The following is an 11,953-nucleotide window of genomic DNA, read 5'->3' on the forward strand; positions in this document are numbered from 1 at the left end:
CTTGAGATCGTTGATGCCGTGAGAAACGGTTTAAGCGACGCCGCCCGACCGCTCGAAGCGCTTGCGCTCGTTGGGGTCGAGGTAGGTCTTGCGCAGGCGGATCGACTTCGGCGTGACTTCCATCAACTCGTCGTCCTGGATCCAGGCCAGCGAACGCTCAAGGGTCATGCGGATCGGCGGGGTGAGGCGCACGGCCTCGTCCTTCGAGGTGGTGCGGATGTTGGTGAGCTTCTTGCCCTTGAGCACGTTCACCTCGAGGTCGTTCTCGCGGTTGTGCTCGCCGATGATCATGCCCTGATAGACCTTGGCGCCGGGCTCGATCATCATCGGGCCGCGATCCTCCAGGTTCCACATGGCGTAAGCCACGGCCTCGCCCTTGTCGTTGGAGATCAGCACGCCGTTGCGGCGGCCCATCATTTCGCCCTTGTAGGGCTCGTAGGCCTTGAACAGGCGGTTCATGATCGCGGTGCCGCGCGTGTCGGTCATGAGCTCGCCCTGGTAGCCGATGAGGCCACGGGTGGGTGCGTGGAACACGAGGCGAAGGCGGGAACCACCCGACGGCCGCATCTCGATCATCTCGGCCTTGCGCTCGGACATCTTCTGCACGACGACGCCGGAATACTCCTCGTCGACGTCGATCACGACCTCCTCGACGGGCTCCAGCACGCCGCCGTCCTCGTCCTTCGACAGCACCACGCGGGGACGCGACACGGCGATCTCGAAGCCCTCGCGGCGCATGGTCTCGATGAGGATGGCGAGCTGCAATTCGCCGCGACCCGAGACGTAGAACGAATCCTTGTCCTCGGCCTCCTCGATCTTGAGCGTGACGTTGCCCTCGGCCTCCTTGAACAGGCGGTCGCGGATCATGCGGCTCGTGACCTTGTCGCCCTCGGTGCCGGCGAGGGGCGAATCGTTGACGATGAAGGACATGGTGACGGTGGGCGGATCGATCGGCTGGGCCTGGATCGGGGTCTCGACCTGCGGATCGCAGAACGTGTCGGCGACGGTGCCCTTCACGAGGCCCGCGATGGAGACGATGTCGCCCGCCTCACCGATCTCGATGGGCGAACGCTCAAGGCCGCGAAACGCCAGGATCTTCGAGACGCGGCCGGTCTCCACGAGCTTGCCCGTGCGGTCCATGACCTTGATGGCCTGGTTCGGCTTGACCGTGCCGGACGCGATGCGGCCGGTGATGATGCGGCCGAGGAACGGGTTGGCCTCGAGCAGGGTGCCGAGCATCCGGAACGCGCCTTCCTCGACCTTGGCCTGGGGCACGTGGGCGAGCACGAGGTCGAACAGGGGCGCGAGGCCGTCCTCCTGCGAACCGTCGGGCGAGGTCGCCATCCAGCCGGCGCGGCCCGAGCCGTACAGGATCGGGAAGTCGAGCTGGTCGTCGGTGGCGTCGAGGGCCGCGAAGAGGTCGAACACCTCGTTCACCACCTCGGTGATGCGGGCGTCGGGGCGGTCGACCTTGTTGATCGCCACGATGGGCTTGAGGCCGATCTTGAGGGCCTTGCCGACCACGAACTTGGTCTGCGGCATCGGGCCTTCGGCGGCATCCACCAGCACGATCACACCATCGACCATGGAGAGGATGCGCTCGACCTCACCGCCGAAGTCGGCGTGGCCGGGGGTGTCGACGACGTTGACGCGGGTGTCCTTCCAGACGACCGAGGTCGCCTTGGCCAGGATCGTGATGCCGCGCTCCTTCTCGAGGTCGTTGGAATCCATGGCGCGCTCTTCGACGCGCTGGTTCTCGCGGAACGAGCCCGACTGCGACAGCAGCTTGTCGACGAGCGTCGTCTTGCCGTGGTCGACGTGGGCGATGATGGCGATGTTGCGAAGCTTCATAGGGTATCCGGAAGCGAGAAGAGCCCGTCACGCGACGGGCCGCAGGAATGCGGCCGGCTGCGCCGGGTCACGGGATCGAGCTATCGCGTCGCAATAGAAGGTGTCGGGCGTTCCGGCAAGGGGGCGGAGCTCCGAGCCTGGGCATGGCGGCTCCCCGCCGGACGCGGAGCCGGGCTCGGGGCAGGCTCACCGCGCCTCCACCGGCCGCACGGACCACGTGCCCCAGTAGACCGGCCGGCCGAAGACCGAGGACGGACCCGGTTCGTCGTAGCCCGGGGCGAGACGGTCGAGCCAGGTGATGAAGCCGGCCTTCGCCGGATAGCTCCCCGGGGTGTCGAGGTTGCCGTAGCGGTCGGTCATCCAGAAATGCTGCGCTCGTCCGTAGCGGCCGCTGCCGTCGCCGCCCGAACGCAGGCCGAGATAGGCCGGGGAGCGCATGATCGCCACGGGCTCGGAATACCACGTCAGGCCGGCGAGCGATCCGATGGCGAGGTCGGCCGTGTACTGGACGCAGAGATCCGCCACCGGGCCGTCCATGGTGTTGGCCGGCCGGTTGCAGCTGTAGGCCACGGCCCATCGGTCCATGCCCTTGGCCTTGGCCACGCGCACCAGGGCCTGGCCCGGCAGGGGCTCGGCGACGAGGCGGGCCGACGACCACGGCCGGTCGGCCGTCAGGTCGCGGCTCGTGCGCAGGTAGAGGCCGAGGCGGCGCCGGGCGATGGGAGCGTCGCAATCGGTGGGCAGCACGTCGGTGTAGAAGTAATGGTAGACCCGATCGACCACGCTGATGGAGCCGACGAGGTCGTTCCGGTCGAACCCTTCGCCCGGGCAATGGCCGACGACGGGCGCGCCGGTCTCGTCGAGGACGGCGCTGGGGGCGGGCGCGGCGCCGCCGCGCCGGGATCGGCGCCGCTTGCCGCCCTCCGGGGTGAACGGCACCCAGGCGACCCCGTCCTCGGCTCGCCCACGGATGTCGAAGCGCTCGAAATCCGCGGTGCGGGCCTGCATCAGGGCGTGGCGATTTCCGCTCGGACCCGGGACGGTGGTGAGGAGGAAGACGTAGGAGTAGTCGTCCCCGCTCCAATCGCGTCCGGCCACCACCATGGGATGGCGCGCGGCGATCCCCTCGGGCGCCGCCTCGACGATGACCGGAGCCTGCTCGCGTCCGCGCCGGCGGCTCCGCTGCTCGCGGCGAACCACGCGGGCCAGTTCCCACAGGCGCGCCTCCGTCGGCGGCATGACCGTAGCGAGTTGCTCGGGCATCGCGCCCGACCGGACGGCTCCGCCATCGAGGGGGCTGACGACGCGGCGCGCCGGGCAGGTTTCGCCCCCGCGCCGTCCACCCATGGGCGCCTCGGCCTGGTAGATGGCTTGAAGCCGCCCGGTGCGTCCGGCGGTGCGGACGATCTGCACGTTCGAGGCCGATTCGCAGGCCCGGGGCGCGAAGAACACGCCCTCGGCCTCGCCGCCCCGGCAGATCTCCAGGGCGCCCCCGGCGGTGGGGAAGCAGGCCGGGTCGGGGGCCTGGGCCGCACCCGGCGTCGCCAGGGGCAGGAGCCCGATGGCGAGAGGGAACAAGCGCGTCGCGCGGCGTACCAGACGGGGGATGAAGCGGAACTGTGTCACGGGCGAGAGTGGTAGCGTGCGCGCGGGACCGGCAAAAGGGGTCCGATCGGACGCAGACCCACCCGTCCACATGGCGTCGCGGACGGGGCCGTCACCCGGCGGCGGTCGGCCGGATCAGTCCGCCGCAATCGCCTCGACGCCGCACCATTCGGCGACGAACAGCGCGATCGCCGTGGTGACGCGCCGGACGGAGGCGAGGCTCACGCGCTCGTCGCAGCCGTGAATATCGTGGCTGATGGGGCCGTAGCACAGGGCCGGCACCCGGTCGTAGAGGGCGTGGACCCGGGTATCGAGGTAGCTCGGGGACATGAAGCTTTGGAGCGGCTCGCCCGTGGCACCCGCGTGCGCTGCGGCCAGCACCGCCTCGGCCTCCGAGCCCGGTTCGAGGACGTAGCCCTCGGCGAAGAAACCGTCGAAGGTGACGACGGGCGGGGCGGCGGCGAGGAACGAGTCGGTGCGGGCGAACGCCGCCACCGCGTCCGCGACGGCACGGGCGGCGTCCGCCGCCGCCACGCCCGGATACAGGCCGATGCGGCAGGCGATCCGGCACCAGGCCGGCACCGAGGAAGCCCAGTCGCCCCCCTCGATCCGCCCGACATTGAGGTTGATGGCGTCCGCCGCGCCGTCGAAATGGGGCCGGCCAGCCTTGTCGGCGTTCCAGCGTGCCTCCAGGGCGCGCAGGGCTCCGACGACCCGGTAGGCGGCATCGATGGCGTTGGCGCCGGCGCCCATCGCGCGCACGTGGGTCGGGCGGCCCTGCACCGCCACGGTGAACCACAGCACGCCGACATTGGCGCGCACGAGCTTCTCGTCCTCGGGTTCGGGAATCAGCACGGCGTCGGCGCGGTATCCCGCCAAGTGGGTCATCAGGGCGCCGTTGCCGGTGGATTCCTCCTCGACCACGGATTGCAGGATGACCGGTGCGGCGGGCTGGAGGCCGATGCGGCGCAGGGCATCGAGGGCGAACAGGTTGGCGGCGTGACCGGCCTTCATGTCGGCGGCGCCGCGCCCGTACAGCCAGTCGCCGTCGATGACCGGATCGAACGGCGCGTGAGTCCACAGATCGGCGGGGCCGGTCGGCACCACGTCGACATGGGCCTGGAGGATGAGGGAGCGGCCGACGGGGTCGCGGGGCCGATGCGTCGCGATCACCAGGGGCGCGCGCGACTGCGCCTCCGTCACCCGTCCGGCGCCCGGATGGGCCGCCAGCGCCGGTCCGTCGAGGGCGACGCGCTCCGGCGCGTAGCCGCGCGCCGCATAGGCATCGAACACGAAATCCTGGATCGCGCCCTCATGGCCCCGGACGGACCCGAACCTCACCAGGGCCTGGGTGTGGGCGACCTGCTCGGGGAATCCCGCCGCGACGGAGGCGGCGATGCGCGCGGTGAGGGCGGGGTCGAGGGGCATCGGCACTCCTGTCGGATCGGCCGACGATAGGACGCCCCGGCGCCTCGGGCGAGGCAGGACGCTTCAGGTGAGGCAGGACACTTCAGGTAAGGAAAGCCGCGGCGGCGGCGAGCGGCAGGGCGGCCAGGGCCGCCGGGCGGATCCAGCGCGGCCGGTACGAGACCAGGCCGACGAGGATCAGCGCCGCCCCCGTGAGCGACCCGATCCACTGCACCGGTCCGAAATTCCAGTCCGCCGTGATCACGGCGGCGGCGAAGGAGGCGGCGATCCCGCACCAGCCGGTCCAGCGCAGGGCCCGCGCCCGTGCCCGCGAAGGGGCGCCGTGGAAGATCGCCCGGTGGTGGCGGTCCATGGCGAGGCAGAGGGCGGCGAGCCCCGCGAAGCTGAGGGCGAGATTGAGGGCGACGGAGGACGGGGTCATGCGCGAGCCAGGGATTCGGGGGCGGTGGCCGGGCGGGTGCGGGCCGGACCGCGATACCGCGAGACCTTGCGGGCGCCCCAGGCCAGGGCGAGGCCGATGGCGATCATCGCGGCGTCGAACCCGATGAAGTCGAAGCCTCGGTCCGTGGTGAGGGCGCTCACGAGGGGGATCGCGAGGAACAGGAGGGCGGCGGCCGTGCCCATCTCACGCCAGGTCCGGTCGTGGGGGCGCAGGAGACCGACGACGGCAGCGAGCCCCCAGGCACCGAAAAACACCCCGCCCTCCCAGGTAGCGCGCGCCTCCAGGGCCACGGGCAGGAGCCGGTTGGCGAGGAAGAACGCCGCGATTCCGATGGGTAGGCCCAGGATGGTACCGAGGTTGAGGCCGCGCACGAAGCGCAGGCCGAAGTCCGGCGCGGTGCCGGGTTTCGGCGCTCGCGCCACCGCCCACAGGACGAGGCCCGTGGCGATGGTGGCCGAACCCATGAGGCCGCACAGGAAGAACAGCACCCGCAGGGCGGGCCCGGCGAAATGCGCCTCGTGCAGGCCGAGGAAACTCGTGAAGACGTGGGCGACGGGCTTCAAGGTCCCGAGGCGCGCGATCACCGCGCCCGAGACCGCCTCGAACACTACCTGCGGGTGGCGGTGGGCGAGGCCCTTGGGCTCTTCGAAGACAGCCGCCACCGTAGAGGCGGCGTCGCCCGGATTGTTGACGATGACCATTTCGAGGGGTTCGGACACCTCCGCCTGCGCCCGCGCCATGAGGGGTGCCAGGGGCAGGGCCTCGGCGGGGCGCCCGGCGGCGGCGCGCCAGGCCGGGGTCTGCCCGGTCTCCACGAAGAACCGCATGGCGTCGCCCTTGTAGGCGGAGGCGACGCCCCAGGGCATGAGGGTGAACGCCAGGGTGACGATGCCCGTGTAGGTGATCATGAGGTGGAACGGCAGGGCGAGCACACCCGTGACGTTGTGGGCGTCGAGCCAGCCGCGCTGGGCCGATCGGTCCCGCCGGAAGGTGAAGAAGTCCGCGAAGATCCGCCGGTGGGTGACGATGCCGGAGACCAGGGCGACGAGCAGCACCATGGCGCTGGCCCCGACGATCCAGCGCCCGATCTCGGGCATCATCTGCAGTTCGTAGTGGAAGCGGTAGAGAAAATCGCCGCCCTGCGTCGCCCGCGCCGTGGTCGGCGCGCCGGTCTCGGCGTCCAGGGTCGCCTGCTGGATCGGCGCCTCGAAGCTGTCGAGCCAGTACACCCCGATGAGGGGCCGATCCTCCTGCGGCACGGACACGAACCACGACACGGCCTTCGGCGCGTGGACCTTAAGGTAGGCTGCGCCGCGCTCGGCCGCGATTCCCGGCTCGACGGCGGCGGCCCGCAGCTCGGGGCGCATCCACAGGGAGATGTCGGTCCGGTAGTAGGTCGCCGTGCCGGTCACGAAGACGGCGAACATCACCCAGCCGGTCACGAGACCGGCCCAGGTGTGCAGCCACGCCATGGATTGGCGGAACCCCTGCTTCATGCCGGCGACGCCGTATCCACGAGGGCGAGGGCGAGCCACAGGCCGCCGCCCAGCAGGATGCCCGGAATGGCGAGGCCGAGGGCGGCCCGGACGAGGGTCCGGGCGGCGAACACCCAGACCACGGCGCCGACCATGACGGCGAAGCTGAGCAGGGTCGCCGTCGCCACGGCCTCGGAGCGGACCATGGGGAGCACGAGGGACAGGAACGCGGTGGACAGCGCCGCGATGGCGTAACCGCCGAAGGTGGCGAGCACGACGCGGCCGGCGACGGCGGTACGCACACGCCAGCCAAGGCCTCGACCGGGGTTTCGCAGGGCGGTTTCGTCCGGCATCGGCGGCACTTTCGATCGGCGGTCGCACGGACGGCAAGGCCGGGACCATCGCCCCGAGGCTACGCACCGCCGTCTCAGATTGGATGCGCTCCGCTATACCGATCTCCCACTTACGCGGGCAATCAGTATGTTATGGAACCATTCCAAAGTTGCTTTGCTGAATATCGGTGTCCTTGTCGAAACCTCCCGCAGCCCTCCTTCTGACCGAGAGCGCAGCCGTGGAATAAGCCGTTTCAAATCGTGTTGACGGTCCGAATGGAGGTCCACTCGGAGACTCGCTCCGGGTTAACATGTCGGCCGAGAACCACTCCGCCGGCCAAGAACCATTTCGGGGCTTCCGTTCACAACGGGCCGCGGCCCCTCCCCTCGGAAGAGAGATGTCGTGTCCGCAAGTTCCGCTGTCAGTCCGTCGAACCCCGCCCGCCCCCCGATCCGCTTTCGCGGCCGTTCGTTCATGGCCCTCGTCCTCGCGCCGGTGCCGCCGGTGGCCGAATGGCTGGAAGAACTCGACGCCCTCGCCCGGCGCTCGCCGGCCTTCTTCGTCGGGCGGCCGGTGATCCTCGAAATTTCGGGCGCCGGCCTCGACCGGGAGGGATTGCGGGCCCTCGTGGCGGACCTCTCCGGCCGCAACGTCACCGTGATGGGCATCGAGGGCGCGGCGCACGGTCTCCTCGGCGACGGCCTGCCGCCGCCCCTGGCCGGCGGACGCCCCGTGGAGGAAGTTGCGGCTCCGGAGGCCGAGGCGCCCGAGGCCCGGATGTCGGTGGCCTCGTCACCGGCGCCGGCCCGCTCCCTGATCCTCGACGCGCCCGTGCGCTCCGGCCAGACGGTGCTGCATCTCGACGGCGACATCACCGTGATGGGCTCCGTGGCGTCCGGCGCCGAGATCATCGCGGGCGGCTCGCTTCACGTCTACGGCGCCCTGCGGGGGCGGGCCATCGCGGGGGCGGCGGGGAACCCGGAGGCGCGCATCACCTGCCGCAAGTTCGAGCCCGAACTCATCGCCATCGACGGCCTCTACCGCACGGCCGACGACCTCGGGCCCGTCCAGCGCGGCCTGCCTGCGCAGGTGCGGCTCGAGGGCGACACCATCAAGGTGGCGGCGCTCGACTGAGCGAGCCTCGGCCCGGCGCCCCGCTTCGGCCCAGCCTGTTTCCTTCACCGGGCCCGTCCTGTGCTCCGGGGATCACGGTATCCCGGGACAGGGGCAATCTTTAATCCTTTGAACACGGCTCGTTAACGAAGCGGTAACCATACCGGGCATCAATGGTCTGGTAAGGAATCGCGAGACGCCGTGACCAGCGCCCCCACTCCCCGCCGATCCGTTGAGCTTCGTGGCCGTGCCTTCAAGGCGCTCGTCCTGGCCCCGGAGCTGCCGCTTCCCGATTGGTTCGCCGATCTGGACGAGGCCCTGAAGCGCTCGCCGACGCTGTTCGACGGGCGCGCCCTGATCCTCGACGTCGCGGCACTCGCGCCGGACGCCCCCGGCCTCGACCGGCTGCTCGCCGATCTCGGCAGCCGCCGCATCCGCATCCTCGGCATCGAGGGCTCGGAACTTCCCCTCGTCGGTCCGGGGCGCCCGCCCTGGCTCGGCGCGGGCCGCGGGGTCTCGACCGTCGAGATCCCGACCGTGCCGGAGGAGCCGCCGGCGCCTCCGGAGCCGGCCACGACTTCGCTGACCATCGAAGGGTCCGTGCGGTCGGGCCAGTCCATCGTCCACCCCACCGGTGACGTCACCGTGATGGGCTCGGTCTCCTCGGGGGCCGAGATCCTCGCCGGCGGGTCCATCCACGTCTACGGCGCCCTGCGGGGGCGCGCCATCGCCGGCGCCGCCCGCAACCCCCGCGCCCGCATCTGCTGCCGCAAGTTCGAGCCCGAACTCCTCGGCATCGACCGCCTCGTCCGCACGGCCGAGGACATGGGCACCCACCTGCGCGGCCAGGCCGTGCAGATCTGGCTCGATGGCGGCGCCATCAAATTCGCATCCTTGGATTGAGGGAGACAGCTCGTATGGCCAAGATTCTGGTCGTGACATCAGGCAAGGGCGGCGTCGGCAAGACGACGACGACGGCGGCCCTCGGTGCGGCGCTCGCGCAGGCGGGCCAGAGCGTGGCGGTGGTCGATTTCGACGTCGGCCTGCGCAACCTCGACCTCGTGATGGGCGCCGAGCGCCGCGTGGTCTACGACCTCATCAACGTGGTCAACGGCGACGCCAAGCTCAACCAGGCCCTCATCCGCGACAAGCGCCTGGAGAACCTCTCCCTGCTGCCCGCCTCGCAGACCCGCGACAAGGACGCGCTCACGGACGAGGGCGTCGCCCGCGTCATGAACGAGCTGCGCGAAAAGTTCGACTGGGTGATCTGCGATTCGCCTGCCGGCATCGAGCGCGGCGCGACGCTGGCCATGCGCCACGCCGATCTCGCCGTGGTGGTGACCAATCCGGAAGTCTCCTCGGTGCGCGATTCGGACCGGATCATCGGGCTCCTGGATTCGAAGACCCTCAAGGCCGAGCGCGGCGAGACCATGGAGAAGCACCTCATCCTCACCCGCTACGACGCCGCCCGGGCCGACCGGGGCGACATGCTCAAGATCGACGACGTGCTCGAGATCCTCTCGATCCCGCTGCTGGCCATCATCCCCGAGAGCATGGAAGTCCTGCGCGCCTCCAACGTCGGCTGCCCGGTGACCCTCAACAACCCGCTCTGCGCCCCGTCGCGGGCCTACATCGACGCGGTCCGCCGCCTCAAGGGCGATACGGTGCCGATGGCGATCCCGTCGGACAAGAAGTCCCTTCTCAACAAGCTGTTCACCCGGAGGGCGGCATGAGCCTTCGCAAGATGTTCAACCGGCGGGGGTCCGCGCCGGTGGCGCGGGACCGCCTGCAGCTCATCCTCGCGCATGAGCGCGGGAATGCCGGCGGCTCCGACCTCGTGATGATTCTTCGCGAGGAGATCCTCGCGGTGATCGCCAAGCACGTCATCGTCGAACAGGACAAGGTCCAGATCCGCCTGGACCGGGGCAAGGACGTCTCGACCCTCGGCGTCGACATCGAACTGCCCGTCCCCCTGGTGGCCCGCAAGGCGGCTTGAGCCAGGCTCGACAATTCGAAGCGCGCGCGGGGTGCAGCCCTCCGCGCGCGCTTCGCATTTCAGACGGAAATTTCGCGTTTCACCCTCCGATGAACAGGCCCGCCAGGGCCGCGCTCGTGAGGTTGGACAGGGTCCCGGCCAGGATCGCCCGCAGGCCGAACCGGGCGATCTCGGGACGACGCTCGGGCGCCAGGCTCGACAGGCTCGCGAGTTGGATCGCCACCGAGGTGAGGTTGGCGAACCCGCACAGGGCAAAGCACAGGATCACGCCCGTGCGGGGATCGAGGCTGCCGTCCTTGAGGACGGGCGAGATCCGGGCGTAGGCCAGGAACTCGTTGAAGGCGATCTTCTGGCCGAGCGCACCTCCGACGAAGCCGGCCTCGCTCCAGGGCACCCCCATAAGCCAGGCCAGGGGCGCGAAGGCGGCGCCGAGCACGCCTTCCAGGCTGAGGCCGGGCCATCCGAACACGCCGCCGGCCCAGCCGGCGAAGCCGTTCAGCAGGGCGATGAGGCCCGTGAACGCGATGAGCATCGCCCCCACGGACACGGCCACCCCCAGCCCCTTCTGGGTGCCGTCGGCCGCCGCCTCGATGACGTTGACGGCCCGGGTCTCGCCGAAGGTGACGTGGGTGGAGACGATGTGGGTCGGCTCCGTCGTCGGCACCAGGATCTTGGCGTAGAGCAGGCCGCCCGGAATCGCCATGACGCTCGCCGCCAAGAGGTACTCCATGGGTACGCCGAGCGCCGCGTAGCCGGCCAGGATGGTACCGGCGGTCGAGGCCGCCCCGCTCGACATCACGGCGAAGAGTTCGGCCGAGGTCAGCGCCATGAGGAAGGGTCGCAGCGCGATGGCGATCTCGCTCTGGCCGATGGCGATGGTGATGACGGCCGAGAACGTCTCGATGGGCGAGGTGCCGAGCACGCGCCGCAGCACCGACCCGACGGCACGGGCCGCCGCCTGCATCACGCCGAAATGGTACAGGACCGCGATGAGGGCGGAGACGTAGAGGATCTGCGGTAGGATGCGTAAGGCGAGGATGAAGCCGCTGCCGCCGAACAGTTCGAACATCCTGGGTTCGACGAGGCCGCCGAACAGGAACGCGGTGCCGCGGTCGCCATAGCCGAGCACGGTCTGGACGAAGCCGGCCGCCGCCGCGAGCCCGGCCCGTCCCCAGGGCACGAACAGCACGAGGGCCCCGAGCGTCACCTGAAGGGCGAGGGCCGAGAGCACCACCCGGGGGCGGATCGCCCGGCGGTCGGTCGAGAACAGGATCCCGACGGCGAGGAGAAAGGCCAGGCTCGCGCCGGCGTGGAGCAGCTTGTCGGTCATCCGGCCTCGCGTGTTTCGGCCTTCGCCAGCAAGGCCGATGCCGTCACGGCGCGCGCCCCATGGGAACAGGTATCGGGACCTGCGTGTTGATGGGTCAAGCTGCGCCGTTATTGCCGGCGCTCCCCTCGACACCCGGAGCCAGCCATGAGCCTCATCGGACGCCTCGTCACCAAGATCCTCGGCAACGAGGACCGCCCCGTGGTGCGCGACGAGCGCAACTACGAGTCGAGCAGCCCGATCGGACGCCTCGTCACCAAGCTGCTGCGCAAGTAGGAATTTCAAAGCGCCGCCGTCCCTCGGGATGGCGGCGTTTCAGTGTTCCCCTCCCGCCTCCTCATCCTGATGCATTGGAGCGAAGCGGAGGCCTCGAAGAAGGGTTT

Annotated in this window: 12 protein-coding genes; 5 read left to right on the forward strand and 7 right to left on the reverse strand. The window is 70.2% G+C overall.

Annotated elements, in window-relative coordinates; translation table 11 throughout:
• Positions 1 to 30: 30 nt before the first annotated feature.
• From typA to ASG60_RS02385, 6 genes are all read right to left on the reverse strand, one after another.
• Positions 31 to 1,851, reverse strand: coding sequence for a translational GTPase TypA (gene typA, locus ASG60_RS02360; RefSeq protein WP_056384141.1), 1,821 nt, complete (start codon positions 1,849 to 1,851; stop codon positions 31 to 33).
• A gap of 186 nt (positions 1,852 to 2,037) precedes the next feature.
• The gene (locus ASG60_RS02365) at positions 2,038 to 3,477 is read right to left on the reverse strand and encodes a hypothetical protein (RefSeq protein WP_244476552.1); all 1,440 of its coding nucleotides are present in this window, start codon (positions 3,475 to 3,477) and stop codon (positions 2,038 to 2,040) included.
• Positions 3,478 to 3,591: 114 nt separating this feature from the next.
• Positions 3,592 to 4,884 carry an ArgE/DapE family deacylase gene (locus tag ASG60_RS02370; RefSeq protein WP_056384143.1) on the reverse strand — a complete coding sequence of 431 codons (1,293 nt, stop codon included), beginning with the start codon at positions 4,882 to 4,884 and terminating at the stop codon, positions 3,592 to 3,594.
• A gap of 82 nt (positions 4,885 to 4,966) precedes the next feature.
• Entirely contained in the window at positions 4,967 to 5,305 is a 339-nt protein-coding gene (locus tag ASG60_RS02375; RefSeq protein ID WP_056166302.1) for a DUF3325 domain-containing protein, read from the reverse strand.
• A complete protein-coding gene (locus ASG60_RS02380; RefSeq protein ID WP_056384144.1) occupies positions 5,302 to 6,822 on the reverse strand; it encodes a PepSY-associated TM helix domain-containing protein in 1,521 nt (506 codons plus the stop codon). Before ASG60_RS02380 ends, ASG60_RS02375 begins: the two co-directional genes overlap by 4 nt.
• Positions 6,819 to 7,154 (reverse strand): hypothetical protein, encoded by a 336-nt coding sequence (locus ASG60_RS02385; protein WP_056384145.1) that lies wholly within the window; start codon positions 7,152 to 7,154, stop codon positions 6,819 to 6,821. The genes ASG60_RS02380 and ASG60_RS02385 overlap by 4 nt, the downstream gene beginning before the upstream one ends.
• A 454-nt stretch (positions 7,155 to 7,608) precedes the next feature.
• Here ASG60_RS02385 and minC (ASG60_RS02390) point away from each other — a divergent pair, with 454 nt between their 5' ends.
• From minC (ASG60_RS02390) to minE, 4 genes are all read left to right on the forward strand, one after another.
• Complete coding sequence (gene minC, locus ASG60_RS02390) at positions 7,609 to 8,268, forward strand: septum site-determining protein MinC (RefSeq protein ID WP_056166294.1); 660 nt, start codon at positions 7,609 to 7,611, stop codon at positions 8,266 to 8,268.
• 180 nt (positions 8,269 to 8,448) lie between these two features.
• Complete coding sequence (gene minC, locus ASG60_RS02395; protein WP_056263311.1) at positions 8,449 to 9,150, forward strand: septum site-determining protein MinC; 702 nt, start codon at positions 8,449 to 8,451, stop codon at positions 9,148 to 9,150.
• Positions 9,151 to 9,164: 14 nt separating this feature from the next.
• Positions 9,165 to 9,980: a septum site-determining protein MinD gene (gene minD / locus ASG60_RS02400; protein ID WP_056166289.1), complete on the forward strand. Its 816-nt coding sequence runs from the start codon at positions 9,165 to 9,167 to the stop codon at positions 9,978 to 9,980.
• Positions 9,977 to 10,243, forward strand: a complete 267-nt coding sequence (minE, locus tag ASG60_RS02405) for a cell division topological specificity factor MinE (protein ID WP_056087796.1) — start codon at positions 9,977 to 9,979, stop codon at positions 10,241 to 10,243. Before minD ends, minE begins: the two co-directional genes overlap by 4 nt.
• Before the next feature lie 79 nt (positions 10,244 to 10,322).
• Here minE and ASG60_RS02410 read toward each other — a convergent pair whose 3' ends face one another.
• Complete coding sequence (locus ASG60_RS02410; RefSeq protein ID WP_056384146.1) at positions 10,323 to 11,573, reverse strand: nucleoside transporter C-terminal domain-containing protein; 1,251 nt, start codon at positions 11,571 to 11,573, stop codon at positions 10,323 to 10,325.
• A gap of 144 nt (positions 11,574 to 11,717) precedes the next feature.
• Here ASG60_RS02410 and ASG60_RS02415 point away from each other — a divergent pair, with 144 nt between their 5' ends.
• Positions 11,718 to 11,846 (forward strand): hypothetical protein, encoded by a 129-nt coding sequence (locus tag ASG60_RS02415; protein ID WP_056087800.1) that lies wholly within the window; start codon positions 11,718 to 11,720, stop codon positions 11,844 to 11,846.
• The last annotated feature ends 107 nt before the right edge of the window (positions 11,847 to 11,953 follow it).

It is taken from the genome of Methylobacterium sp. Leaf469 (assembly GCF_001424745.1).
Taxonomy (GTDB): Bacteria; Pseudomonadota; Alphaproteobacteria; order Rhizobiales; family Beijerinckiaceae; genus Methylobacterium.